Here is a 26,069-nt window from a genome sequence, read left to right on the forward strand (position 1 = left end):
ATGAGTGAGAACCAGGGTGGGCTGTACGCCGTCATTCCCGCAGGTGGCAGTGGCACGCGTCTATGGCCACTGTCCCGGGCCGGGCACCCAAAGTTTCTGCACCCCCTGACCGGGACGGACGCGTCGCTGCTGCAAGCGACGGCCGACCGTCTCCTACCGATGACCCGGGCCGACCGCATCTTCGTGGTCACCGGGGTGGCCCACGCCGCCGCGGTGTCGCGCCAACTGGTCGCCGTGCCTGAAGAGAACATCCTTGTCGAGCCGTCGCCGCGCGACTCCTGCGCGGCCATCGCCCTCGCCGCGGCGGTCATCGCCCGCCGTGAACCGGACGCCATCATGGGTTCGTTCGCCGCCGACCACCTCATCGCCGATGGCGAGCGCTTCATCAACGTCATCGAGCAGGCGATGGCCGGGGCGCGGCAGGGCCTGTTGATGACGCTGGGCATCATGCCGACCCGCCCGGAGACCGGGTACGGTTACGTCCAGTGCGGCACCCCGGTCGGCGACGGTCCGGTGCTCGCGGTCGAGGAATTCAAAGAGAAGCCGTCGTACGACGTGGCCGAGAGCTACGTCAAGTCGGGCAACTACCTGTGGAACGCCGGCATGTTCGTCTGGCGCGTCGATGTGTTCCTCGCCGAGCTGGCCCGGCAGCAACCACAGCTGCACGCGGGCATTGCGCGGATTGCGCAAGCATGGGACTCCCCGTCGCGGGAGGACGTGCTGGGGGAGGTTTGGCCGACGCTGCCGCGCATCTCCGTTGACTACGCGGTGATGGAAGGCGCGGCCGCAGTGGGCCGGGTAGGAACGGTGCCCGGCGACTTCGGTTGGAACGACGTCGGCGACTTCCACACCCTGGGCGAGGTCCTCGCCGCTGACCAGGCCGGCAACGTGGTCGTCGGTCACGACGCGGCGGCCGGTACGGGCGTCATGCTGCGGGAGTCCCAGAACTTGGTCGTGGTGCCCACTTCCGGGCGGCTGGTGGCGGCGCTCGGCGTACGGGATCTGATTGTGGTGGACACGCCGGACGCGGTGCTGGTGTGCCCACGCGACCGGGCGCAGGAGGTCAAATCGATCGTGGACGAGCTCAAGGAAACCGGGCAGCTCAGCTACATCTGACCGAGTCGTCACGCCCGGGTTTGATGGATGAGTCAGCTGGCGCGCAAATATGGGGTCACTCTCGCGTTCGACCGAGAAGTCACGTCGGCAATTGACTAGGGGCAAGCTCGCATCTGACTAGGCGCAAAGCGTTATTTGACCAGGTTAAGTCGGTATTTGACCGGGACAAGCCGGTATTTGGACCTGGGCAAGCTGGCGCTTGATCTGGTGCAGGGTTGGCATCTGGCTGAGAGATTCTGCTTATCTCGGAAAGCGAAGGATTACGCCCGGCCGGTGTCAACCAGCCGGGCGGTGGAGCCAGCGGGGAAAACAAGCGGTGGAGCCAGCGCTGAAAGCAAGCAATGTCCCCGAGCGGCAACTCGTCGTCCGCGGGCTAGCCGCCCGCAGACAAGCCCCTCATCCGCAGGAAAGCCAGCTACAAAGGGCCCGCGGAAAAGCCAGCTACAGAGGGCCGCAGAAAGCAAGCTACAGAGGGAACGCGCCGCCGGAGCATCCCTACACAGCCAAGCGCCAGCCTCAGCGAAACGCCCGATCACAGCCGAGCGAAAGCAGGCGCCACCTGCTGCACAACGCCCTCAGCCAGCGGCGAGGGCAAATCATCCACCGAGAACCAGCTCAAAGCCGCAGACTCGTCGCTGATCTGCTCAACCGCACCCGCCGGACAGATCGCCAAAAACCGGACGTCGAAGTGCCAGGATCGCTCGGCTGGCCGGCCCTCGGCTGGGGCGCAGCGGACTTCGTGTACGTCCACGTCAATGGGGTTGGGGTCGAGGCGGAGGCCGGGAATGCCGGATTCCTCGGTCGCTTCGCGGAGGGCTGCTGCGGCTAAGGTGGGATCGTCCGGTTCGCAGTGGCCGCCGACTTGCATCCATAGGCCAAGGCGACCGTGCAGGCAGAGCAGGACGCGGCGGTTTTCGTCGACGATCAGGGCGCTCGCTGTGACGTGGCCGCGGCGGTGGGCACGGGTCATGGCGACGGGGCCGGCCGTGAGTAGCTCAAGGGTGCGTTTACGGGCCAGGTCGGCCGGATCTGACGTGGCGTTCCAGGTTGTCAGGGTGGCCACTGCGTCTTCGTGCAGGGTCACTTGTCTCCTCCGGAGACGGCGATGGTGGCGCCTGACTCGTCGAAGGCGACCGCCGATACCAAGGCCTCGGCGGCGAGGGCCGCGCGTAGCCGTTGCACGTCGGCGCCGAAGCGCATCAGGCCTGCTGGGGAAGGGTCCGGCGCGGTGCAGCGCAACGTTTGCGGCGACGGTACGGCCACAGCCCCCTCCAGCCCCGCGGCGACAATCGCCCGTTGGACCGCCTGGGCCGAGGCCGGTCGGTCCGTGGCCGCGTCGCTCAGCGTTGCGGCTGCTCGCAGGCCCTGAGCGCGGGCTTCGTCCGTACCCAGGGAAAACATGTCGCTGGCCGCATCCCGCAGCAGGACCGCGGCGCCCGGCCCGTCCTCTGCCCCTGCCCCTGGGTAACCACGCACCACCGCGACCGGTACCTGGTCGCATTTGCCCTTCACCAGCTCGCCCGCGGCGGCCAGTTCGTCGATGACCGCCATCTGGGTCAGCTGGAGCTCGTTGCCGTAGGGGTCGATTTCGCCGCGGTGATCGCGAACTGGCTCGATGCCGGCGGCTCCGAGAGCGACATCCGTGAGGCCATTTCGCCAGGCGCGACCCATCGTGTCCGAGACGATGACGCCTACCTGCAAACCGCGGGTGGCCAGGTCAGCGCGGAGGTAGCGGGCCGATTTGTCCGGGTCGGCGGGGAGTAGTACCAGATGGGTCTTGTCGACGTTCGAAGCGTCAATGCCCGCTGCGGCCATCACGAAGCCGTGGTGGGTCTGCACGATTGAGGTCGGGCCGCGGCGGGCCACCACCCGGCGGGTCTCCGAGGCCAGGACCTGCGCGCGGGTGGCCTCGCGATCGGGGCCGTCGGCGGGTACCTCGACCAGCCGGCCTTCCGCCTTGGACACAATTTTGCTGGTCACCACGAGCACGTCACCGTCGCGTAGCCACGGCGCGTTGCGGGTGATCAGCTCGGCCAGGTCGTCGCCGGTGGTCACGTCGCCGATGCCGCGCACCGGCAGAACTTCCAGGCCGTCCATCACACCCCCGCGAGGTCCAGCGCCGAAGCCACCATGGCGGCCGTCAAGTCCTCGTTCTTCATCCATAACGGCGCCGCTTTCACTCGTACGCCAGGAATATCGGTTTTGTCGTCTGTTGTATCCACGAGCCAACCGTCGAGCACGCCGCCCCCGGAACGTGCTCCGTAGAGCGCGCCCACGCCCGCAGCGCTCACCTCGACGCCCAGCGTGCCCAGGCAGCGGTCCGCCATGCCACGCACGGGAGATCCATTGATGATCGGCGAAACCCCGATGACCGGCGCGGGGCCGTTAGCCACAGCCTCTTTGAGCTCCGGTACGGCCAGAATGGGCGCAACGGACACCACGGGATTACTGGGCGCGAGTAGAACCACGTCCGCAGCCGCGATGGCCTCGACCACGCCGGGTGCCGGTTTCGCCGTTTCCGCGCCCACGAACACGAACCGATGGGTCGGCACAGCGCCTCGGTAACGCACCCACCACTCCTGGAAGTGGATTGCCTTACGCTCGCCCTCGATGTCGGCGACCACGTGCGTCTCCAGCCGGTCGTCAGTGGCCGGCAACATCGTCACGCCGGGCTGCCAGCGTTCGCACAAAGCCGCGGTGACCTGGGACAACGGATAGCCGGCGGTCAACATCGTGGTGCGTACCAGATGAGTTGCGGTGTCCTTGTCGCCCAGCCCGAACCACGACGGCTCGGCGCCGTATTTCGCCAGCTCCTCCTTGACCACCCAGGTCTCGCCGACGCGCCCCCAACCCCGCTCGGGATCCGCCGCGCCACCCAGCGTGTACATCACGCTGTCGAGGTCGGGACAAATCTGAAGGCCGTGCATGCGTACGTCGTCACCGACGTTCACCACAGCCGTCACCTCGGCACCGATGCGCCGCGCATGTGCGCGCACGCCCACCAGGAACCGGGCACCACCGATCCCCCCGGTCAGGACCACGATCCGCATCCGACCATCCTTGCGCACCCGCCGCCGGATCGCGGTCCACGGGTGGCGGGTGTGATGAGGCTATCGGGACTAGGCTGAGCGCGTTTGTCCCGAGTCTTTCGTGTCCCGAACCTGGAGAGCCGCTGTGACCAGCACGCCGCAGCCCGGCCCGGCCTACCCGGACCAGCCCAGCTCAGCCCCGCCGCCGGGCCCGCACCCGGGCGCGCCCGGGCCTGCTGGCGCCCAGCCCGCGGCCCAGCCCGCACCAGCACCGGCTGGCCGCCCGTTAGGCTCGATTCTCCGGCCGCTGCGTGATTTGGCGGTGTACGCGCTGATCGGCGCGCCGGCGATCTGGCTGTTCGTGGCGATCATCCGGCTCATCCCGTCGGGGGTCGGGCTGACGTTCTTGAGCCGGGCACAGAACAGCTTCTACAGCTACGTCAACCTCGAAATCATCCTGCTGCCGCTGGCCGCTGTGCTGCTCGCGCACCTGATCCAGCCCCGGCACCGGCAAGCCCGGCTCGTGACCGTCGTGGCTCTGATCGAGTATGCGGTGGCGGCGTTCTTCGCTGTGGTCTTCGGTTTCCTGATCGCCATCGTGAAGATTGCCGGTTCGAGCATCCGGGTCGCGTTCGAGGAACTGCTCGTGCGGGTGGCGTGGCTGGCTGTGTTCGCGGTGGCTGCGTACGCGGTGTTCATGGTTTGGCAGACGCTGTACTCCGCGCCTAAGCCGCAGCCGTCGCCTTACGGTTCTTCGCCTTACGGTTCTTCGCCTTACGGTGGGCCGCAGCAAGCGCCTCATGGCGGGCCGCAGCAGCATTCGCAGCCGCCTTGGGGGCAGCCGCAGCAGGGGCAGCAGGGCGGGTATCCGGGGCAGGCGCCATATGGGCAGCCTGGTGGTGGCCAGCCTGGCGGTTTCCCGGGTCCTCAGCCTGGTGGGGCACAGCAGCCTGGAGCCTCGGCGGGGTCGCAGGGTGGGGCTTCGGCGGAGCCTTGGGGTCAGGCGCCTGCCTGGGGCGGGCCTACGACTCAGCAGCCTGCTGTGAATTACCCGCAGGGCGCGCCGTTCTCGTCGCCGCCTGCTTCCCCGTCGCCTGCTTCCGCGCCTCCGTCGTTCGGAGCGCCTGCTTCCGCGCCTCCCTCGTTCGGAGCGCCTGCTTCTTCGCCTCCGTCGTTTGGGGCGCCGTCGTCTGCACCGCCTGCCTATCCGGGTGCCGGACAGTCGTCGGACTACCCGGGCGCGGGTCAGCCATCATCGGAGTACTCGAATGGTGGGCAAGCGCCCACTCCGCCGCCGGGACCGTTCGCACCGTCGCCGGGGCATCCGCATGGCACGCCGCAGCCCCCGGCCGGCGGATACGCGGATCCGACCGCAGCCATTCCGGCCCACAACCCGGACGACGACCGCACCGAGGTGTTCCGCCAGGACCCGCCTCGCACCTGAGTTGTAGCAATGACGGCCGCGGCACTGGACATCCAGTTCCGCGGCCGTTGCCGTGCCATCCCACTCTCTTCAACCGCGACCCGCCGCTGGTCTTTGCCACGGCTTGGCCCGGCCTGCAGCTCTTCGACGCGGTGACGATGCCGGCGCAGTTGAGCCCGCAGCGGCGGCCTGGAGCCGCCTCCGGGATTCGCGCCGAACTGCGGCCTTCCACCCCACCCGGCAGCCTTCCCGGCGTGGCTCCGCGCTAGCGTCCCGCGCGTTATCCGAGCCGGCCGGTACCGGTCCCGCTCCGGGCGCAGCGTGTTCCTTGCCACTAACTGTGCGCAGCCGCCGTGAGGGCGGTTGACCTTTTTCCGGCCTAGGCTGCACGAGTGGCAGCCTTGGACACTCCGCCAACCGAAGCCAGCATCCGCCGCGCGCTCAAGCGTGCTTCCGCCGGAAAAGCGATCGATGCCGATGAGGCGACAGCGCTTCTGGCCGCCGATGGGCCGCTGCTGGACGAATTGCTGGGCATCGCAGGGGGCATAAGGGACGCCGGGCTACGTGAAGCCGGTCGGCCGGGTGTGGTCACGTACTCGAAAAAGGTCTTCATTCCGTTGACCCGGCTCTGCCGTGACCGTTGCCATTACTGCACGTTCGCGACGGTCCCGCACCGGCTGCCCGCCGCTTTCCTGGAGCGCGACGAAGTGCTCGCGATTGCGCGGGAGGGCGCGGCGCAAGGTTGCAAGGAGGCGCTGTTCACGCTTGGCGACCGGCCCGAGGACCGCTGGCCGGCGGCTCGGCAATGGCTGGACGAGCGCGGATACGACTCGACGCTCGACTATGTGCGGGCGTGCGCTGTGGCCGTACTGGAAGAAACGGGTTTGTTGCCGCACCTCAACCCGGGCGTGCTGAGCTGGGCGGACCTGCAGCGCCTCAAGCCAGTGGCGCCGAGCATGGGCATGATGCTGGAGACCACGGCCACGCGCTTGTGGTCCGAGCCTGGTCAGCCGCACTATGCCTCGCCCGACAAGGAACCTGCGGTGCGGTTGCGGGTGCTCGCCGATGCCGGTCGCGTGAACGTTCCGTTCACCACCGGCATCCTCATCGGGATCGGGGAAACCCGCGCCGAGCGTGCGGACGCCATTTTCGCCATGCGTCGCAGCGCTCGCGAGTACGGGCACATCCAGGAGGTTATTGTCCAGAATTTTCGGGCAAAGCCGGACACCGCGATGCGAGGCATGCCCGACGCCGAGCTGCGAGAGCTGGCCGCAACGGTCGCGGTGACCAGGGTGATCATGGGACCGAGGGCGCGCATCCAGGCCCCGCCCAACCTCATCGACTCCGAGTTCGACCTGCTCCTGCGGGCGGGCATCGACGACTGGGGTGGCGTCTCGCCGGTGACCCCCGATCACGTCAACCCTGAGCGGCCATGGCCGCAAATCGACCATCTCCGGCAGATGTCAGCCCGTTCCGGCTTCGAGCTGCGTGAGCGTCTGACGATTTATCCCGAGTACGTCCGCCGCCCCGAAGGCTGGCTGGATCCCCGGTTGTCTGCGCATGTCGCAGCGCTGGCCGATGCGTCCGGGCTGGCCCGCGAGGACGCGATGCCGGTCGGTCTGCCCTGGCAGGAGCCCGACGACGCGTACGCGACCGGCCGCACCGACCTGTTCGCCACGATCGACACCGAGGGCCGCACCGGTGATCGCCGCGGCGACTTCGACTCGGTGTACGGCGACTGGGACGAGGTCGCCACGCATGTGTCCACACCGGTCTACGAGAAGACCGACACCGATGTGCTGGCCGGCCTGCGCCTGGCCGCCGAGGACCCGGCGAAGCTGCTGCTGCCCGAGCACGAGGACAAGGCGATGGCCCTGTTCAACGCGGATGGCTCGGCCCTCGACGAACTCACCCGTCTCGCCGATGACCTGCGCAAAGAGGTGAACGGCGACGACATCACCTACGTGGTCAACCGCAACATCAACTTTTCCAACGTCTGTTATGTCGGCTGTCGTTTCTGTGCCTTCGCCCAACGCGAGAACGACGCCGACGCGTACCGGCTCTCGGTCGAGCAGGTCGCGGACCGCGCGGAGCAGGCCTGGCGCGACGGTGCCACCGAGGTCTGCATGCAGGGGGGCATCGACCCTAAAATGCCGATCACCGCGTACGCCGACCTGGTGCGAGCCGTCAAACAACGAGTCCCCGGCATGCACGTCCACGCGTTCTCGCCCATGGAGATCGTCACCGGCGCGTCGAAGGCGGGGGTGTCGATCCGCGACTGGCTCATCGAACTGCACGAGGCCGGTCTGGACACCATTCCCGGCACCGCCGCCGAAATCCTCGACGACGATGTCCGCTGGGTGCTCACCAAGGGCAAGCTGCCCGCCTCAACCTGGATCGACGTCGTCACCACCGCCCATCAAGTGGGCATCCGCTCCAGCTCCACGATGATGTACGGCCACGTCGACCACCCCCGCCAATGGCTGGGCCACTTCCGCGTGCTCGCCGGCATTCAGGACGTAACGGGCGGCTTCACCGAGTTCGTAGCGCTTCCGTTCATCCACACCAACGCGCCGATCTACCTCGCTGGCATCGCCCGCCCAGGCCCTACGTGGCGGGAAAACCGGGTTGTCCACGCCATGGCCCGCGTCCTGCTGCACGGACGGATCAGCAACATGCAGTGCTCGTGGGTCAAGCTCGGCGACGAGGGCACGATCGCCATGCTGAACGGCGGCTGCAACGACCTCGGCGGAACCCTGATGGAGGAAACAATCTCCCGAATGGCCGGCTCGGAGAACGGCTCAGCCCGCACGGTCACAGAGCTGAAGGACCTTGCGGCGCGCGCGGGGAGACCCGCGGCTGAGAGGACGACGGTGTACGGACGGCGCTGACGTCTGGTGGTTTGCTCGCGCGGTCCGGGCACTTCGTTCGGCTTCGATGGCCGGGCGAAGGTGAGCTTGGGTGCGGTCTATGACGTCCCGGAATCGCCGGTAATCGTCGGCCAGGCCGAGGGGGGCGCTCCGGAGCGGGCGCTCACCGTTGCCTGCGTTCGCTGTGGCCTGCGCTCCCCGTGGCCTGCGCTCACCGCCCCTTGCACGTAGGTCCTTCTGCATCAGCGTCCAGCGGTGTGCTGGATTCGAAAAACACCCGCCGCACCCAGCACCGGTGGTAATCAGCATCTAGCCGTAGAAGTCAGAACCGGAGTGAGCAGCCGGCAGCAGCCTTGCGTCAACGCGCAGTCGGTTACCGCTGATCGTCACCTCTCCGGCTCCGGTCGCCCATGACCATCTACTCCATCACGCCCCGCGCCCAGATGTCGGATGTCGGCCTCTTGTACCTCTTGCGCATTACCACGAGAAGTCTCATCCGGGCTGGTGCCTACATCACAAATTGGGGTAATTTGGACCCGACGCGCCGACTGTGCGTTACCTCTTGACCGCTCTGAGAGATAGGGCAGGAACGGGACCGCGCGGTGAAGACGGAGCCTTGTGGGAACGGGCCTATTTATCAGGTTCGGCTTGACGACGCACGTCTTACACGCGTGTAATTTCGGTGGGGTTGTGGGAAAGCGGCGTCGCGAACCGCTTATTTCCCGCAAGAAACACGCCGCGTGCGTGGGGGGTCAGCGCTGGCATCGCTGCCGGCGCGGAAAAGGAGGCACGCCGATGGAAGCGCAGGTAGAAGGGGTCGACCTGCTGGGGGACGCGCCCGAGTGGCAGGAGCGGGCGCTGTGTTCGCAGACTGATCCGGAGGCTTTCTTCCCGGAAAAAGGCGGTTCAACTCGCGAGGCGAAGAGAATCTGCGGCCGCTGTGATGTCAAAGCCGAATGCCTGGAGTACGCACTCGGTCACGATGAGCGATTTGGTATTTGGGGCGGCCTCTCCGAACGGGAGCGCCGCAAACTCAAGCGCCGCGTTGCCTGAGCACCAACTGTCGTCACGACGCCGGGGGGCATGTGGCGAAGTTGGGGGTAAGACCAAGGCGTAGGCGATTCGCGCACGCTGCCGGGGGCAGCGGACAGAGGCCGATCGCGAGGAAACTGAGTACGGCCGGAATGCAGCATTGAAGCCGCGACGCGAGCGGTAGATCGGCGGCGGGCTGCGGATCCACGAGGTGGGGGCCTCTTGGACCGCGCCCGAGCCGCTGTTTGCGTACGGGCAATCCGGCTTAGGTGAGTTCGTCCGGGTCAACGCCGAGAAGGTTCGCTACCTGCTCGATGATGACGTCGTGGACCAGGTCCGCCAGGTCCTCACGATCCATGGCGCGAAACTCCAGCGGACGGCGATAGAGCACGATGCGCGGCGGAAGCTCCTGACGTCCCGGGCGCCCCGGCAGCAGGCGCGCCAGTGGCACCTCGCCATCCTCCAGCACGTCAGAGTCGTACACGTTGAGATCCGGCGGAACGTCCTCGACGGCGAACTCGACGCCAGCCAATTCCTTGGCATAGCGGCGTTCCAAGCTTTCGACCGTGTCCAAAACAAGATCATCAAAGATCTCTGCCTTGGTACGAGCAAGCGGCACCGTCGCCGGAACGAGCCGGCCACGCAGCCCTCGCCCGTGCCGGTCGCGTCGAGTAGGGCGACCCGGTCCGGCGGTTCGGGGGGTCCGGCCCGGTTCAGAGCCGGCCCGGCGGCGGTCGGGACTGGTTGTCACACCGCCAGCCTAGCCCGCAAACGCCGTACTCCGTGCTCAGGCTGTGTGCGGCGAGTTTCAGACGCCGGAATTCGTCCCATTGGGACGGCGTGTCGCGGCGGCATCGCTAATTCGTGATGCATCACCGCTCGGCGTGTCGCGGGCGGCATCGGCCCCGCGAGAGCGCGCTTAGAGATAACGTGCCGCCGTGAGGTCCCCACGGCGCTGCTCCCGTAACGGCTGTCCCCGACAGGCGGTCGCCACCCTGACCTACGTCTACAGCGATTCCACGGCGGTGGTCGGACCCCTTGCCGCATTCGCCGAGCCGCACACGTACGACCTCTGCGAACCCCACGCCCGCAGCCTCACCGCCCCCCGAGGCTGGGAACTGGTCCGCCACGACGGCGATTTCGCCCCACCGCCGCCCACGACCGACGATCTGGTTGCCCTGGCCGACGCCGTCCGCGAAGCTGCGCGCCCAGCCCCGCCGCCGCGTCCGGAGGAGCACGACAACCTCCCCGGCCATCAAACCGGCCGCCGCGGTCATCTCCGGGTCATCCCGCCCTCGCACTGAGCCTTCTTTCGTTCCGCGTGCCGTTGCGCTCGTCTCAGGGCAGGGCGATCAGGTCGTAGCGGCTCTTCAGCCACGGGATCAGCGTCTTGTACGCCGCGATCGTGTCCGGCTGGCCGTAGTCGTGGGACAGGATGATCGCCCCCTTGCCGACGTGCTTCTTGACGGTCTTGACGACCCGGGCCTCGTGAGCGCCGTCGGAGGCGTCGGTGGAGTGGTCCCAGTCGCGCGGGTCGAGCTGCCAGTAAATGGATGTCATGCCCTGCTCGGCGGCCGCCTCAACGAGCGCAGGCGTGAAGTTGCCGCCCGGCGCACGCATGTACTTGATCTCGGCATCCGGCACTGCAGCCCGGATGGCATCGTTGGTCTTCTCCAAGTCCGCCCGAATCGCCGCCGGCTTCTGCCTGCCGAGCGTCAAACTGTGATTCCAGGAGTGATTGCAAAGCGTGTGGCCTTCGGCCGCGATTCGCTGTACGAGCTCAGGGTGCGCCGCCGCGTTCTGGCCAACCAGGCAGAACGTTGCCTTCACGCCCTGCTGCTTCAGCAGGTCGAGCATCCTCGGTGTCTGCACCGGGTCGGGGCCATCGTCGAAGGTCAGCGCCACTTCATCGCCGCCGGTGCGCATGAGGCTCTTCGCCGGGCCATCACCGTGGGGCTTGGCCGCCGCTGACGAATCGGACGCCGCGTGAGCCGGAGAACCCGCAGAGGCAGGCTGAGCCGCTGTTCCTGGAGTGGGCGCTCCGGTCCCATCGGTAGGCGCCTCCGAGCCGGAGGTCGAAGTCCCCGAGCCAGAGGTCGAAGTCACCGAGCCAGTCGCGGAGCCCGAGTCTTTTGAGGTGCCCGAGCCGGCGGCGTCGGATGCGATGTCTGAGGAATCGCTTGCAGCGGATGAGTCCGATTCGCCAGAGGCGTCCGCAGCGTGGGAGCCGCCAGCCGACGAGTCCGACTTGTCGGGCGATGCTGATTCCGTTCGGGAGTGCGAGGACGCGGACGGCGCGACCCACGACGGCGACCGTTCGGCCGCCCAAGCTGTGCCGCATCCCGCGAGCCCAGCCAGCGCCAGGCCGGTCACCATCATCTTCAGGTTGCGCATCTCGCCATCTCCGTCCGAACAGGCAGCACCAAGGACGAGAAGAAATATGGCCGCCCGTGCGGCGGCGCAGTGGGCGCTCGCGGCGGGCTGGCACACATGGGGGAGACCTCGCGATCAGCAGCAGCCGATTGAGCGATCACCGCCGGACGCCGGCAGCCGGATCAAGGGCTACGGCCCCGCTCCCAAAGGGGACATTCTGACCGGCGCTTCAACCCTGAGTGGGAGGCGTTGACCGCGTCTAAGCCGGAGCGCGGGCGGCGTAGGTTACGCCTCCGGCCGGAGCGGCGGGCGTGTGGACCGGCGCTTCCGCCCGGAGCGGCGGGTGTGTGGGCCGGCGCTTCCGCCTCGACCGGGGACCGGCGCTTCCGGCGAATCCGGGTCCGATCGAAACGGCAATCGACAGACTGTTGTCGCCGGGGGTGAGCTGGGTCACGATGGAGTGGTCTGGAGGTGTGGGATGGCCGATCCCTGGTTCGCGCTCGATCTCGGTGCCGACCCCGCCGAACGGATCAGCCAGGTCGGCCGGGCCCATGAGCGATTTTTGACCGGCGATGCCGGGGCGAACCGGGAAGTTCGTGATGTGGTCGCTCAGTCGTGGCGGCGGTCGGCCGGTGCGGCAGTCAGCCCGGACAGCACCGCACCCATCGACCTGACCGACAGGGATCTCGAGGCGTACCGGGCGGCGCATCCCCTTGCCCGGGTGTTACCGATATTCCGGGACCTGCTCGGCGGTCTGGCCGACGATGGCGCGCATCTGATGGCGGTGTGCGACGCGTACGGCCGGCTGCTGTGGGTTGAGGGACACGCTACGGTGCTGCGCGGCGCCGAGTCCATGAACTTTGTACCTGGCGCTCGCTGGGACGAGGCGCATGTGGGGACGAACGCGCCGGGGACGGCGCTGGCGGTCGATCACTCGGTGCAGATCTTCGCCACCGAGCATTTCAGTCGCGGCGTGCAGCGTTGGACCTGCGCGGCTGCGCCTATTCACGACCCGGCAACGGGGCTGCTGCTCGGCGCCATTGACGTGACCGGCGGCGATCACTTGGCTCACCCGCACAGTTTGGCCCTGGTTCGGGCGACCGCCTTGGCGGCGGAGGCGTTCCTCGGCTCTCAGGCGCCCCGGGCACCATCGGTGTCCGTTTTGGGGCGTGAGGATGCGGTGGTGGCGGTCAACGGAAAGAGCCGCCGGCTCAGTCGGCGTCACTCGGAGTTGCTGTGCCTGCTGCTGGTGCACCCGTCTGGACGTACCGGCGAGCAACTGGGTTTTGACCTTTATGCCGATGATTCGAATCCGGTGACCGTGCGCGCTGAACTGTCGCGGCTGCGCCGGATTCTGGGGCCGGAACTGCTGGATTCACGGCCTTACCGGTTGCGCGGTGAGGTGGCGGCGGATTTCTTGACGGTGACGCGCCTGCTGGACGATGGGCTTGTCGGCGACGCGCTTACGGCCTACGCCGGACCGCTGTTGCCGTCGTCGGATGCGCCCGGCGTGGTTCGGCTGCGCAACCTCATCGACTCCCGGCTGCGCGGCGCGGTGCTCGCGACGGGGGATGCGAAGCTGATCCGGGCTTGGCTCGACGCCCCATGGGGTGCGGATGACCTGCAGATGTGGGAGGCCTACGCGACCACGCTGCCGCAAGGGTCACCGGCTCGGCGGCCCGCCTTCGACCGCATAGTTGAGCTCGCCGGAGAGTACGGCGTTGCAACGTCTGTGCAACGTCCTCGTCATTAACGTCCGTAGGAGCGCGGATCAAGCGCCAGCGGAAAAGGCATGCGAATCAAGGTCAGGGAACGCGGCCGCATATCAAGCGTGAGCGGAACGCGGGCAAACCCAAGCATCAGCGGAACGCGGGTGCAGATGAAGCATCAGCAGGACGCGGCGCAAACGCAGGACCGGTAGGGCGCGGGTGCGGCTCGGGCGTGAGTCGAACGCAGCGCAAGCGGTAGCTGACAAATCGGTCCTCGACGGACACGGCGGCCTGGAAACGCCGAAGCCGCGACACGCCCGCGCAGGACCGTGAAACGCAGGACGAGGAGGACGTAGCGATGACCATTTACGCCCCGCCCGGCACGGACGGATCGATCGTTGAGTTTCAGAGCCGCTACGACCACTGGATCGGCGGCGAGTACGTCCCGCCCGCGAAGGGCCAATACTTCGAGAATCCGTCGCCGGTCACGGGTCGGGCGTTCTGCGAGGTTGCCCGGGGCACGGCCGACGACGTCGAGCGGGCCTTGGATGCCGCGCACGGTGCGGCGCCGGCCTGGGGGCATACCTCGGTGGCCGATCGCGCGAATGTGCTGAACAAGATCGCCGATCGGATGGAGGCGAACCTCGAGCGGCTCGCCGTCGCCGAGACGTGGGAGAACGGCAAGCCGGTACGCGAGACCCTGGCTGCGGACCTGCCGCTGGCCGTTGACCATTTCCGCTATTTTGCCGGGGCTTTGCGCGCCCAGGAGGGGACGCTCGGCGAGATCGACGATGACACGGTCGCCTACCACTTCCACGAGCCGCTGGGTGTGGTCGCGCAGATCATCCCGTGGAACTTTCCGATCCTGATGGCGGTGTGGAAGCTCGCCCCTGCACTGGCGGCGGGCAACACCGTCGTGCTGAAGCCGGCCGAGCAGACCCCGGCGTCCATCCACTACCTGATGTCGATCATCGGTGACCTGCTGCCGCCGGGTGTGCTCAACATCGTCAACGGTTTCGGCGTGGAAGCGGGCAAACCGCTCGCATCGTCCAGCCGGGTTGCCAAGGTCGCGTTCACCGGCGAGACCACCACCGGGCGCCTGATCATGCAGTACGCGTCGGAGAACATCATCCCGGTGACGCTGGAGCTCGGCGGCAAGAGCCCGAACCTCTTCTTCGACGATGTCAGCCGAGCCGACGACGACTTCTTGGACAAGTCGCTCGAAGGCTTCACGATGTTCGCGCTCAACCAGGGCGAGGTCTGCACCTGTCCGTCGCGGGCGCTGATCCAGCAGGGCCACTACTCGGACTTCCTCGCCGCCGGCGTCAAGCGCGTGGAGAACCTCAAGCAAGGCAACCCCCTGGACACCGACACCCAGGTCGGCGCGCAGGCGTCGAACGACCAGCTCGAGAAGATCCTGTCCTACATCGACATCGGCAAGCAGGAGGGCGCAAAGGTCCTCATCGGCGGCGCGCGCGGCGACCTCGGTGGTGATTTGTCCGGTGGTTACTACGTGCAGCCGACGGTTTTCGAGGGCGCGAACTCCATGCGAATCTTCCAGGAGGAGATCTTCGGTCCGGTCGTGTCGGTGACTTCATTCTCGGACTATGAAGACGCAATCAAAATCGCCAATGACACCTTGTACGGTCTTGGCGCCGGTGTCTGGACGCGCGACATCACTCAGGCATATCGGGCAGGCCGGGAGATCAAGGCCGGTCGAGTGTGGACAAACTGCTACCACCAGTACCCCGCGCACGCCGCATTCGGCGGGTACAAGCAGTCCGGCATCGGCCGCGAGAACCACAAGATGATGCTCGACCACTACCAGCAGACCAAGAACCTGCTGGTGAGCTACTCGCCCAAGGCGATGGGCTTCTTCTGATGACCACACCGGCCGATCGCGACCCGGCGGCGAGGGGTGCCCGGGTCGACGTGACCCCCGCAGCGGCGGACCTCATCCGCTCGCTGCGGGGGCGGCACGGACCGCTGATGTTCCATCAGTCCGGCGGCTGCTGCGACGGCAGCGCGCCGATGTGCTACCCCGACGGTGAGTTCCGCACCGGTTCCAGCGACATCCTGCTGGAAGAGTTGCGCATCGACGGGGTGGACGAGCCCGTGCAGTTCTGGATGAGCAACGCGCAGTACGAGACGTGGAAGCACACCCATCTGACGGTGGATGTCGTGCCGGGCCGGGGGAGCGGCTTCAGCCTCGAAGCCCCCGACGGCGTGCGCTTCCTTATCAGGAGCCGGCTGGCTTCCGTCCCACAGCACAATCAGGAGCCGGCGGACTTCCGTCCCACAGCAAAGCGGAAGTGATTGACGAACCGATAACCCCCGCTCTCATTCCGGTACGGCAAGGCCGCGGCGGTCACCTCCGGAGCGAGAGCGGGCTCCTCACCGAGCAGAATGCCCCGTACGAGGGCCGCTTCGTCGGGCACCTCCCACGGCATCTCCACCAAGCCGGACGCGACCACGGTCAGCCCGCAGTCCCCGAACAACTCCTCAAGACCGCCGGCCACCCGCAAATCGCCATCCGGTCCGGGCGGCTCATCATCGAGCGCTCGTTCCACCGAGTCCACTTCGTTGAGGTCGCGCTCGGCCCAGTTCGCTACCGCGACATGCCCGCCCGGCAAGGTCACGCGGATCATCTCGAAGAGCGCCGCGTCGGTGTCGCCGGCGAATTGCACCGAGTTGAAGGCGGTCACCAGGTGGAAGGTGTCGTCCGGCCAAAGGAGATGTTCGGCCTCGGCCAGCCGGATAGCGCCCGCTGAAAACCCCGGCTGGGCCGCAAGAGCCCCCGGCCCGGTTGCAGAGGTCTCCGGCATGCCTTCGAAGGCTTTCGGCCCGCGCACGAAAGCCGCGGAGATGTCCAGTTTGGACCTCAAGCCTTCCGGCTCGGCCGTCAGTTTCCGGTCGGCGACCTCAACCATGCCCGGCGCCGGATCAACTCCGAAGGCGTCCAGGCCAACACTGCGGGCGTACGCGACGAAGTCACCCGCACCGCACCCCACATCCAGCACCTTCGCCCCACGGCTGATGCCGCCCGCATCAAGAACCACCCGCCAAATGGGTGCCGGGAGTTGTCCCCACAATTCGGACCACAGCTCGGCGATCTCGGACCAGGCGTCATCACTCACCCGATCACCCTGCCACGCCGATCTCCCGTGCCGGGCCAGCAAGCCGCGGGTCTGAGGGCGGGCAAGCAGCTCAAACCCTCACCACGCAACCACCGGATCCGCCCGCAACCGGCTGTACATCAATGCGTCCCGCCACTGACCCGCCCGAAACTCCGCCGACCGGATCACACCCTCAACCTGAAACCCGGCCTTGACCAGCGACTTCTGCCCAGCCACGTTGTCGGCCTGAGTGGTCGCCTGAATGCGCTGCACCGGCGTGTGCTCGAACAAGTAGTCGCTTACCATCGCCTGCGCCCGCCAGCCGATGCCGCGACCTCGGAACTCCGGAAGCAGCACGATGCCGATTTCCCAGTACGAGCCGTAGCGGCCGAAAGTTCCCGATTGCCAAGAGGTCAGCCCCGCGGTTTGGGCGTCGGCGATAACCATGACGCGGCTGTCATTGTCGTTGAGGAAGCCGTCTTCGGCGTACCTCTTGTTCAGGGTCTGCACGTTGCGGTAGCCGTACCAGTTGGGCCCTATCAGTCCTGGCTCGATCGCAAAACGGTGCAAGACTGATAAATCCTCATCATTTACCGGGCGCATTTCGATGTCCATTGATGCAGCTTGTCCGATCGGGTCAACTGGGATAGCCATTTGGGGCAATCGATGAACTGGGGACGAGGTCAGCTCCGTACGGCTCGGTGGACACCCGAGTCTTCATAAGGAGCACCATCCATGCGAACTCCCGTTCGTACCGCGATCCTGTCCGGAGCGGCGCTCACCGTCGTCGGTGCACTGACCGCTGTGACGTTCCAGGCCTCCGCCGCCGAGCAGAGCCAGGGCCCGGGCCGCCCGGGTCCGCGGCCCAGCGCCAGCACGGTGGCTTCGCCCATTGACCCGCCCGCCGGCCTGCGCCGGATCGGCACCTACAAGGTGGTTCGAGGGACCCAGACCTACACCTGCGCCAACGGTTCCTTCGCGGGGGCGTCGGTACCCGAGGCGCAGCTCGCCGGAACCGGCGGCCGGCTGCACCACTTCAAGGGACCGAGCTGGCAGTCCGAGCGGGACGATTCGCTGGTCACCGCGGCCAAGGTGGGTGAGCAGACGCGCGCCGGGACGATCCCGGAGCTGCTGCTGCAGATCAACAGCCACAGTGGCCCGGCCGACGGCGTGCTTGCCAAGGCCAGCTACATCCAGCGTCTGTACACCTCGGGCGGTGTCGCGCCCGCCGGCACCTGCACCGATGGTTCCACCACGGCCGTTCCTTACAGCGCCGTTTACGTCTTCTGGGGCTGACATTAACGATCGGGGAACCGCGGTGTGACGTGCGCACATCGCGGTTTTTCGGAACCCCGGTTGCCGCCTTCTGGGTACCGGCACTCCGTTAGTCTCGGCGGGACAGTAAATCGCCCAAGGAGTGTGCGTTGACTGACCTGTCCCAGCTCGTGAAGGCGTACGACGTGCGAGGCGTCGTGCCGGAGCAGCTCAACGAGACCGTCGCCCGGGCCCTGGGTACCGCTTTCGTGGAGATGCTGCGGGAGTCCGGCGACGACGCCGAGAAGATCGTCATCGCCCATGACATGCGGGAGACCGGGCCCGCACTGGCCGCCGCTTTTGCCGCCGGCGCGAATTCCGCCGGAGCCGCGGTCGTACACATCGGTCTGGGTTCGACCGATGAGCTGTATTACGCCTCCGGGGTGCTGAACCTGCCCGGTGCGATGTTCACGGCGAGCCACAATCCGGCGCAGTACAACGGCATCAAGTTGTGCCGGGCCGGGGCCAAGCCGGTGGGTCAGGACAGTGGTCTCGCGGTAGTCCGGGTGCGCGCCGAGGAACTGCTGAACGATCTCGGTGCGGTTGGCGAAATGCCGCCCAATGTCGAGCACGTCGCGCTGCTGTCCGGGTACGCCGAGCACCTGCGCAAGCTGGTCGACCTCAGCGATATCCGCCCGCTCAAGATCGTCGTGGACGCGGGCAATGGCATGGGCGGTTACACCGTGCCGGCCGTGCTGGGAGATCAGCTTCTGGCCGCTTTGCCACTTGAGATCGTACCGATGTATTTCGAATTGGATGGTTCTTTCCCGAACCATGAGGCCAACCCGCTGGATCCGGCCAATCTGGTCGATCTGCAGGCGGCCGTGCGTGAGCATGGCGCCGACATCGGTCTGGCTTTTGACGGCGACGCCGACCGTTGTTTTGTCGTTGATGAGAACGGCGACCCCGTTTCCCCGTCCGCCATCACCGCCCTGGTGGCCAAGCGCGAACTGGCCAAGGCGCCCGGCGCCACGGTCATCTACAACCTGATCTCCTCGGCTGCCGTGCCCGAGATCATCAAGGAAAACGGCGGTCAGCCGGTACGAAGCCGCGTGGGCCATTCCTTCATCAAGGCCGAAATGGCCCGCACGAACGCCGTCTTCGGCGGTGAACATTCCGCCCACTACTACTTCCGTGACTTCTGGTTCGCCGACACCGGCATGCTGGCCGCGATGCACGTGCTCGCGGCGCTGGGCGGGCAGGACGAGCCGCTGTCACAGTTCGCGGCCGAGTTCGAGCGCTACTGCGCCTCCGGTGAGGTCAACTCCACGGTCGCCGACGCCGGCGCCAGGATCGCGGAGGTTGAGGCCGCCTACCCGGACGCCACGATCGACCGCCTGGACGGCCTGACGGTCCAGCTCAGCGACGGGTCCTGGTTCAACCTGCGGGCCTCCAACACCGAGCCGCTGCTGCGCCTGAACGTCGAGGCGCCCAAGCCCGACCGGATGGTGGCCCTCCGGGACGAAGTGCTCGGCATCGTGCGCGGTTAGGATCACCTGGTCCTGGATACATATCGCGTCACGAAGGAGCCGCTCGGTGGCCCTCGATCCGCAGTTGCTGGACATACTGGCCTGCCCTGACACGCACCATGCGCCGCTGCGCTACGAAGCGGATGCACAGACGCTCACCTGCACCGAGTGCGGGCGGGTGTTCGAGGTACGTGACGACATCCCGGTCCTGCTGCTGGACGAGGCCCGGCCCGGGACCGGCCCCACAGCGCGAAATGAGGTGGGCTGACATGGCGAGCCCGAGACACGCCGGAACCGGCCTGACCGGCCGCCGGGTGGCCGATGAGTCGCTGCTCGAAGACGAGAAGGCGATGCTCGCCAAGGACCCGGGCGGCATGCTGCGCGCCACCGCGTCCGCCGGCGCCCAGGTCCGGGAGTCGGCGGCGCTGGCCGCCGAGGCCAACCTGACCAGCCTGGCCGACGAGGGCCGGCCCCGCGCGGTCGTCGTGGCCGGCATCGGCACTGCCGGGCTGACCGGCAACATCCTGGCCACGGTGGCCGGCCCCCGGTGCCCGGTCCCGGTGATCGGGCACCGCAGCGCCGGCGTACCGGGCTGGGTGGGCGCGGCGGACGTCGTCATCGCCGTTTCCGCGTCCGGTCGCAGCCCGGAGGCGCTGGCTGCCGCGGACGCCGCTTCGCGCCGGGGCGCCCGCCTCGTCGCGATCGGCAACCCGGATTCCGAGCTGCAGTCCATGGCCGAGCGGGCCCGCGCGCCGTTCATCCCGGTGCCGCGCCGTGCCCCGGCCCGCGCCAGCCTGTGGGGCCTGGCCGTGCCGGTGCTGCTGGCCGCCCGCGCACTCGGTCTGGTCAAGGTCAACGAGGCCGACTTCGCGGAGACCGCGGCCCGCCTCGACGCCGACGCCGAGCGGTGCCGTCCCGGCGCCGAGGCGTTCGTCAACCCGGCGAAGTCATTGGCGCTCGATCTGGCCGGTTCTGTTCCGATTGTCTGGGGTTCATCGCCGCTGGCCACCGTCGCCGCGCGGCGTTTCGCCGACACGCTTGCCGCCAACGCCCGCTACCCCGTGATGGCCGGCGCCCTCGGCGAGGCCGGCCGGGGCCGCGTCGGTCTGCTGGACGGCCCGTTCGGTGGGCTCGCGGAGTCGGCGCGCGACATCTTCGCCGACCCCGACGAGGAGGAGGACACCACGCGGTTGCGCCTGGTCGTGCTCCGCGACGGCGGTCTCAACCCGGAAGAGGACGCGGACGAGCCGGTCGCGGTGGAGGAACGCCGGGCCGAGGCCGTCCAGGTGCTCGCCGAGCGCCGTGGCGTGCGGTGCGACGTGTTGACCGCCGAGGGTGGTTCGGCGTTGGAGCGGCTGGCGTCGCTGACCGCCGTACCGGATTTCGCTTCGATTTATCTGGCTTTGGCGCACGGCCTGGACCCCATGGCCGTGCCTGCGATCAACGAGATGAAGGAATTGAGCAACCCGATGCCGGAGAGCATGCAGTGAGCGCGGGCGGCGGCACCAAAGCAATTCTCGCAGCGCTGGGGGCCAACCTCGGCATCGCTGTCACAAAGTTCATCGCCTGGCTGCTCACGGGCTCGTCGTCGATGCTCGCCGAGGCCATCCACTCGGTCGCGGACTCCGGCAACCAGGGCCTGCTCCTGCTCGGTGGCAAGCGATCAACCCGCAAGGCCACCCCCGAACATCCTTTCGGGTACGGACGGGAGCGCTACATCTTCGCGTTCATCGTCTCGATCGTGCTGTTCAGCATCGGTGGCCTGTTCGCGCTCTACGAGGCCTGGCACAAGATCCAGCACCCCGAGGCGATCGAGTCGTGGAAGTGGGTGCCGGTCGTTGTCCTGCTGATCGCGATCGGCCTCGAGGGCTTCTCGTTCCGCACCGCGATCAAGGAGTCCAACCACACCCGTGGCAAGACCTCCTGGGTCGACTACATCCGCCGCGCCAAGGCCCCTGAGCTGCCGGTTGTCCTGCTTGAGGACGCGGGCGCACTGGTCGGTCTGGTGTTCGCGCTGCTCGGTGTCGGGCTGACGCTGATCACCGGCAACGGCATCTGGGACGGCATCGGCACGGCCGCCATCGGCCTGCTGCTGGTGGTCATCGCCGGGGTGCTGGCGGTCGAGACGAAGAGCTTGCTGATCGGCGAGGGCGCCAACCCCGAGGATGTTGCCAAGCTGGAGAAGGCCATCTGCAGTGGCGACGGCATCGAGCGCATCATCCACATGAAGACGCTCTACCTGGGCCCCGAGGAGCTGCTTGTCGCCGCGAAGATCGCGGTGCCGCCGACCGAGCAGGCGCAGGAGGTGGCCCGGCACATCAACGAAACCGAGGCCCGCATCCGCGAAGCGCTGCCCATTGCCCGGGTAATCTATCTCGAACCGGACATCTACCACCCGGCGAAGGCGACAAACCTGACGGCAGCGGACACCGCCGTCGCAACCTGAGATTGGGAGGCGGCCGACGGTGGCTGCAGTACTTCCCCTGACCGGCGTCATCCGGCCCTACGCCTGGGGGTCGCGCTCAGCGATCGCCATGTTGCAGGGCCGGACGGCCCCGACCGATGACCCGGAAGCGGAACTCTGGCTCGGCGCCCACCCCGGTGACCCCTCCACCGTGACAACCGGCGACGGCCCGGTCAGCCTCGACGCGCTGATCGCTGAGGACCCGAAAGCCCAACTGGGCGCCGAGGCGGTCGAGGAATACGGCGCGCGGCTGCCGTACCTGATGAAGGTCCTCGCCGCCGAAGCCCCGCTGTCGCTGCAGGCCCACCCGGACGCCGAGTATGCGAAGCAAGCCTTTGCCGCGCAGCAGGCGAACCCGGACGCCCCGAAGAACTACACCGACGCCTACCACAAACCGGAAATGCTGGTAGCGCTCACCGAGTTCGACGCTCTCTGCGGCTTCCGCGACCCGGCCGCCGCGGCGAAGGACCTACGGGACCTCGGCATCGAGCGCCTTGGGCCTGTTGTTGCTGCTTTGAACACCGGAACAGAGGGCTTGGCGGAGGCGGTGCGCACGCTGCTGACCTGGCCTGCGGAGGATCGTGCGACGCTGGTCGAGGAGGTCGTGACGGCGGGTACGTCCCCGCTCGCGGCGAGTTTGGCTGAGCACTATCCGGGAGACCCGGGGGTTCTGGTCGCGCTCTTGTTGAATCAGGTACGACTGCAGCCCGGTGAAGCTATCTGGATGCCGGCCGGGAACCTGCACGCGTACCTCAAGGGCAGCGGCGTTGAAATCATGGCAGCCAGCGACAATGTCCTCCGCGGCGGTCTGACCCCCAAGCGCGTCGACGTTGACGAACTGCTCAGGGTCCTGCGCTTCGAGGTGCTGGACGACCCCATCGTGCCCGCAACCCAGGAACGACCCGGCGTGACGACGTGGCAGGTGCCGGCTCGGGAGTTCGCGCTGTACCGGCTCACGCTGGGACCGGCCACGCCACCGGTGAGCCTGCCGCCCTCGGGACCCCGGATTGCGCTGGGAACCGAGGGGGAGGTGCACGTGGCTGAGGCGGTGGACGGAACTCCGGTTGAGGTATCGGCTGGAAAGGCTGCGTACCTTCCCGCGGAGACCGGGGCGGCTACGGCTGCTGGGGTGGGCGAGATTTTCGTAGCTGCTGTGGGGGTTGAGGGCGGGCTCGTCGACTAGCTCTTACCTGACGCGGAACGCGGTTCAGTCCCGGAGAAGGAGCGTTGGCGCACTCAGAGCACCTCAAACGCCACCGAAAAAGTACGAAATTTGCTGATTTACTTGACATGGCTGTTGCGGAGTGTGAATCTATAAACACGCAGCGTCAATGGTGATCGGGGGGTCCCACGACGCGCGTGGTACCAAACCGGGGGGATGAACGAGGCGGCAGGTCTTTGACCTGTCGCCTCGTTCGCTATGTGGGGGTTCGCGGTGCCTGCATGGCTGAGATTCGGCGTTGCCCCGCCCCGAAGGGTTGATTTCCAGGCGGCTGGCCAGCAACTCGCTGATGGTGCTCAACAAGTTTTGCTGGTGTCTATCGAGCGGTGCGGCCCGCCGACGATTGGGTTCGCCCGGCGCGGGGGTGCTTGGGTGCGGCTCGTGGCCGGTTGGGCAGCGAGCGGGATCGCGTCGGTTCAGGGTGCCGATCGGGCGATCAGAGGTCCGGTCAGGGGAGTGGCCCGCTTTGGCCGTACCGGATGAGGCATGGGACTTTGTGCGGGATTTGGGGGGCGGGGGGAGATGCATGGAAAAGCGAACCGGTGGTTGCCGCCGCCGGTTCGCTTTCCGGTTCCGCGCTTCGCCCCCGCAGGCGATGCGCAAGGTGCCGGGTCCCGCGTGACGACCTGCACCAAGTTGGTATTTCTTATCTCATTAGCACATGCGGGAGGCGGATCTGCAAGTGCAGAAAGTGGTCTGCAAGTTGCACTGAGTGGCCGGTACGGTGGGCGCGTGTCTAGACCGACATCGATGGCTGCCCGCCGTGAGTTAGGCGATGAGCTTCGGCGGCTGCGGGCCGAGCGCCGCGCTGCTGATGTGGCAACCGTGCTGGGCTGGTCCGAATCCAAATTGAGCCGGATCGAAACCGCCCGGACCGGGATCAGCGATACCGACCTCGAGCGGCTGTTGCACGAACTTGCGGCGCCGCAGCCGGTTCGCGCGAGGCTGCGCAATCTCGCCCGGCGCGGCCGGGACCGCGTGTGGTGGGCACCTTACCGATCCTCGGTGAATGACCCGTACGCGGAATATGTTGCTTTTGAGGCCGAAGCTGTCTTGATTTGCGAGTGGGAGACGCAACTCGTGCCTGGCCTTCTGCAAACCGACGAGTACGCCCACGCCGTCATTAAGTCGGGCGCTGACGTGCGAGACCAGGAGACGCTGCAGCGCCGGACCGCTTTACGAATGGCCCGGCAAAGTGTCCTCAGCCGGGACGGCGCACCACGCCTTTGTGTGGTGATGGACGAGGCCGTGCTCTGGCGCGAAGTGGGAGGGCGCGAGGTGCTCCGCCGTCAGTTGCAGCGCCTGTACGACGCCAGCCGCCGGCCTCGCGTGGAGCTTCACGTCATGCCGTTTTCGGCCGGTTCGCACGCTGCCATCTCGGAAGCATTCGTCGTTTTCGAGTTCGAGGACCGGCCGCCGGTGGTCCACAGCGAAGACCTGGTTGGCGGGCAATTGCGGACGAAAGACCCCGAAGTGCGGGTGTACCGCGAAGCCTTCTCCGATATCCGTAAGCGCGCGCTGTCCGCCGACGAGACGCGGGAACTCATCGCTCGTTCAGGCGAACGGCTGAACTGAGCTGCGTTCTGCCGCGTTATCTGGGGGAGTGAACATTGGCTGGAAGGCATGACATTGCAGCAGAACGCTTTGACCTGGCAGAAGAGCACCCGCAGTGGACCTGCCGGGCACTGTGTGGAGGTCGCCCCGGCACCCGCCACCGTGTTCGTGCGGGACTCCAAGGATGTCGCCGGGCCGGTTCTTGAGTTCCCGGCACGAGGCTGGTCGCAGTTCGTCGCCGGCGTGCAGGCCGGTGAGTTCGACCGGTAGCCGTGGGCGCGAATCGACGGACCTCATGCGGGCAGCTCCGGCTGCCCGTATGCGACATGCAACGAAACTACGTGGCTTCTTGACGTGGTGGGCGGCTTCATGCGTAAGGTATGCCGAACCTTAGTTAGGGATGCCTTACCGACGGAGTGCCATGCTCGCCACGTACCTCATCGGACTGCGTGAGGGTTTGGAAGCCACCCTTGTGGTCAGCATCCTCATCGCTTTCCTGGTCAAATCGGACCGCAAGGACCGCCTCGTGCAGGTCTGGGGCGGCGTCGCGGTTGCCGTAGTGCTGTCCGTCTTGTTCGGGTGGCTGCTCAGCTATACCGAGACCACCCTGCTGCAGTCCTACGACCAGCAGGAACTCTTCGAGGCGATCACCTCGCTGCTGGCGGTTTGCTTCGTCACCTGGATGATTTTCTGGATGCGGCGGGCGGCCCGCTCGATCGCCGGCGAGTTGCGCGGCAAGCTGCACGATGCGCTTGCCGTGGGCTCGATGGCTGTGGCTTTGATGGCCTTTCTGGCGGTGGTCCGCGAGGGACTCGAGACTTCGCTGATCTTCTATTCCGCTGTGCAGGGAGCAAGCTCCAACACCGGACCGCTCTTGGCCCTTGTTGCCGGAATTGCCTCGGCTGTTGTCATCGGCTGGCTCATGTATGCCACCGCGGTGCGCATCAACCTGAGCGTGTTCTTCACCTGCACGGGCGCCCTGCTCATCCTGGTCGCGGCCGGCATCTTGAAGTACGGGGCGCATGACTTCCAAGAGGCAGGCGTTTTGGGCGGCCTCAACCATTTGGCGTACGACATCAGCGGCGCACTCGACCCGAACGCCTGGTACACCGCGCTGCTCACCGGCATGTTCAACATCACGCCGACCGCGTCGGTACTCGAAACCGTGGTCTGGGCGGCGTACGGCATTCCCGTGCTCGCACTCTTCCTCTGGCCGGTGACCACCTCGTCAACCTCGGCACCCGCATCTCAGCCATGAGCCGTCACTAAGCCGCGGCGAGAAGCCCGGCGGCAAGCCTCAGCAGCAAGCCCTGACAGTCACTCCTCAATGCAGTACCCGCTCAGCGCAGTAACCCCTCAGCAACGAGTCGCCTCGCAA

At 67.1% G+C, this 26,069-nt stretch carries 24 protein-coding genes; 17 read left to right on the forward strand and 7 right to left on the reverse strand.

Annotated elements, in window-relative coordinates; translation table 11 throughout:
- Nucleotides 1-1,116, forward strand: coding sequence for a mannose-1-phosphate guanylyltransferase (locus TFC3_RS05295; protein WP_067496357.1), 1,116 nt, complete (start codon nt 1-3; stop codon nt 1,114-1,116).
- A 532-nt stretch (nt 1,117-1,648) separates the two neighbouring features.
- On the opposite strand, the gene TFC3_RS05300 is transcribed toward TFC3_RS05295, so the two are convergent.
- From TFC3_RS05300 to cofD, 3 genes are read right to left on the reverse strand one after another with little or no spacing between them, the layout of a single operon-like run.
- The gene (locus tag TFC3_RS05300) at nt 1,649-2,200 is read right to left on the reverse strand and encodes an NUDIX hydrolase (protein ID WP_067496360.1); all 552 of its coding nucleotides are present in this window, start codon (nt 2,198-2,200) and stop codon (nt 1,649-1,651) included.
- Nucleotides 2,197-3,213, reverse strand: coding sequence for a coenzyme F420-0:L-glutamate ligase (locus tag TFC3_RS05305; protein ID WP_067496363.1), 1,017 nt, complete (start codon nt 3,211-3,213; stop codon nt 2,197-2,199). Before TFC3_RS05305 ends, TFC3_RS05300 begins: the two co-directional genes overlap by 4 nt.
- Nucleotides 3,213-4,166, reverse strand: a complete 954-nt coding sequence (gene cofD, locus TFC3_RS05310; RefSeq protein WP_067496366.1) for a 2-phospho-L-lactate transferase — start codon at nt 4,164-4,166, stop codon at nt 3,213-3,215. The genes TFC3_RS05305 and cofD overlap by 1 nt, the downstream gene beginning before the upstream one ends.
- A 301-nt stretch (nt 4,167-4,467) precedes the next feature.
- On the opposite strand from cofD, the gene TFC3_RS05315 reads away from it, so the two are divergent.
- The 3 genes from TFC3_RS05315 (at nt 4,468) to TFC3_RS35335 (ending at nt 9,491) form a co-directional block, all read left to right on the forward strand.
- Entirely contained in the window at nt 4,468-5,589 is a 1,122-nt protein-coding gene (locus TFC3_RS05315) for a hypothetical protein (protein WP_067496368.1), read from the forward strand.
- Between the two features lie 371 nt (nt 5,590-5,960).
- The gene (locus tag TFC3_RS05320; RefSeq protein ID WP_067496371.1) at nt 5,961-8,459 is read left to right on the forward strand and encodes a bifunctional FO biosynthesis protein CofGH; all 2,499 of its coding nucleotides are present in this window, start codon (nt 5,961-5,963) and stop codon (nt 8,457-8,459) included.
- A gap of 774 nt (nt 8,460-9,233) precedes the next feature.
- Nucleotides 9,234-9,491: a WhiB family transcriptional regulator gene (locus TFC3_RS35335; RefSeq protein ID WP_015619224.1), complete on the forward strand. Its 258-nt coding sequence runs from the start codon at nt 9,234-9,236 to the stop codon at nt 9,489-9,491.
- A gap of 244 nt (nt 9,492-9,735) precedes the next feature.
- On the opposite strand, the gene TFC3_RS05325 is transcribed toward TFC3_RS35335, so the two are convergent.
- Nucleotides 9,736-10,116: a metallopeptidase family protein gene (locus TFC3_RS05325; protein ID WP_201787224.1), complete on the reverse strand. Its 381-nt coding sequence runs from the start codon at nt 10,114-10,116 to the stop codon at nt 9,736-9,738.
- A gap of 292 nt (nt 10,117-10,408) precedes the next feature.
- Between TFC3_RS05325 and TFC3_RS05330 the strand changes: the two genes are divergently transcribed.
- On the forward strand, nt 10,409-10,774 hold the full coding sequence (locus TFC3_RS05330) for a DUF3499 domain-containing protein (protein WP_023358955.1): 366 nt from the start codon (nt 10,409-10,411) through the stop codon (nt 10,772-10,774).
- Between the two features lie 34 nt (nt 10,775-10,808).
- Here the strand turns inward: TFC3_RS05330 and TFC3_RS05335 are convergent, their stop codons facing one another.
- Complete coding sequence (locus TFC3_RS05335) at nt 10,809-11,396, reverse strand: polysaccharide deacetylase family protein (protein ID WP_067496377.1); 588 nt, start codon at nt 11,394-11,396, stop codon at nt 10,809-10,811.
- 925 nt (nt 11,397-12,321) lie between these two features.
- Between TFC3_RS05335 and TFC3_RS05340 the strand changes: the two genes are divergently transcribed.
- The 3 genes from TFC3_RS05340 to TFC3_RS05350 all read left to right on the forward strand — a co-directional run bounded on the left by TFC3_RS05340 (nt 12,322) and on the right by TFC3_RS05350 (nt 15,868).
- A complete protein-coding gene (locus tag TFC3_RS05340; protein WP_067496380.1) occupies nt 12,322-13,596 on the forward strand; it encodes a diguanylate cyclase in 1,275 nt (424 codons plus the stop codon).
- Nucleotides 13,597-13,910: 314 nt separating this feature from the next.
- On the forward strand, nt 13,911-15,434 hold the full coding sequence (locus TFC3_RS05345; protein WP_067496383.1) for an aldehyde dehydrogenase family protein: 1,524 nt from the start codon (nt 13,911-13,913) through the stop codon (nt 15,432-15,434).
- A complete protein-coding gene (locus tag TFC3_RS05350) occupies nt 15,434-15,868 on the forward strand; it encodes a DUF779 domain-containing protein (RefSeq protein ID WP_067496387.1) in 435 nt (144 codons plus the stop codon). Before TFC3_RS05345 ends, TFC3_RS05350 begins: the two co-directional genes overlap by 1 nt.
- Here TFC3_RS05350 and TFC3_RS05355 read toward each other — a convergent pair.
- Together TFC3_RS05355 and TFC3_RS05360 are read right to left on the reverse strand one after the other, a co-directional pair.
- Nucleotides 15,826-16,689, reverse strand: a complete 864-nt coding sequence (locus TFC3_RS05355; RefSeq protein WP_067496391.1) for a class I SAM-dependent methyltransferase — start codon at nt 16,687-16,689, stop codon at nt 15,826-15,828. The two genes, TFC3_RS05350 and TFC3_RS05355, sit on opposite strands and share 43 nt — an antisense overlap.
- Nucleotides 16,690-16,767: 78 nt before the next feature.
- Nucleotides 16,768-17,283, reverse strand: coding sequence for a GNAT family N-acetyltransferase (locus TFC3_RS05360; RefSeq protein ID WP_067496394.1), 516 nt, complete (start codon nt 17,281-17,283; stop codon nt 16,768-16,770).
- A gap of 120 nt (nt 17,284-17,403) precedes the next feature.
- On the opposite strand from TFC3_RS05360, the gene TFC3_RS05365 reads away from it, so the two are divergent.
- From TFC3_RS05365 to efeU, 9 genes are all read left to right on the forward strand, one after another.
- The gene (locus TFC3_RS05365; RefSeq protein WP_067496397.1) at nt 17,404-17,964 is read left to right on the forward strand and encodes a DUF3455 domain-containing protein; all 561 of its coding nucleotides are present in this window, start codon (nt 17,404-17,406) and stop codon (nt 17,962-17,964) included.
- A gap of 128 nt (nt 17,965-18,092) precedes the next feature.
- Nucleotides 18,093-19,472, forward strand: a complete 1,380-nt coding sequence (locus TFC3_RS05370; RefSeq protein ID WP_067496400.1) for a phosphomannomutase/phosphoglucomutase — start codon at nt 18,093-18,095, stop codon at nt 19,470-19,472.
- Nucleotides 19,473-19,518: 46 nt separating this feature from the next.
- Complete coding sequence (locus tag TFC3_RS05375) at nt 19,519-19,719, forward strand: Trm112 family protein (RefSeq protein ID WP_067496403.1); 201 nt, start codon at nt 19,519-19,521, stop codon at nt 19,717-19,719.
- 1 nt (nt 19,720) lies between these two features.
- Nucleotides 19,721-20,941: an SIS domain-containing protein gene (locus TFC3_RS05380; protein WP_067496406.1), complete on the forward strand. Its 1,221-nt coding sequence runs from the start codon at nt 19,721-19,723 to the stop codon at nt 20,939-20,941.
- On the forward strand, nt 20,938-21,897 hold the full coding sequence (locus TFC3_RS05385) for a cation diffusion facilitator family transporter (protein WP_067496409.1): 960 nt from the start codon (nt 20,938-20,940) through the stop codon (nt 21,895-21,897). The genes TFC3_RS05380 and TFC3_RS05385 overlap by 4 nt, the downstream gene beginning before the upstream one ends.
- A gap of 19 nt (nt 21,898-21,916) precedes the next feature.
- Nucleotides 21,917-23,098, forward strand: coding sequence for a mannose-6-phosphate isomerase, class I (manA, locus tag TFC3_RS05390; RefSeq protein ID WP_082771860.1), 1,182 nt, complete (start codon nt 21,917-21,919; stop codon nt 23,096-23,098).
- Between the two features lie 771 nt (nt 23,099-23,869).
- Entirely contained in the window at nt 23,870-24,712 is an 843-nt protein-coding gene (locus TFC3_RS05395; protein ID WP_236717994.1) for a DUF5753 domain-containing protein, read from the forward strand.
- 48 nt (nt 24,713-24,760) lie between these two features.
- Nucleotides 24,761-24,961, forward strand: coding sequence for a DUF397 domain-containing protein (locus tag TFC3_RS05400; RefSeq protein WP_067496418.1), 201 nt, complete (start codon nt 24,761-24,763; stop codon nt 24,959-24,961).
- Between the two features lie 151 nt (nt 24,962-25,112).
- Nucleotides 25,113-25,949 (forward strand): iron uptake transporter permease EfeU, encoded by an 837-nt coding sequence (efeU, locus tag TFC3_RS05405; protein WP_067496420.1) that lies wholly within the window; start codon nt 25,113-25,115, stop codon nt 25,947-25,949.
- Nucleotides 25,950-26,069: the final 120 nt, after the last annotated feature.

This window comes from Actinoplanes sp. TFC3, assembly GCF_001553785.1.
GTDB lineage: Bacteria > Actinomycetota > Actinomycetes > Mycobacteriales > Micromonosporaceae > Actinoplanes.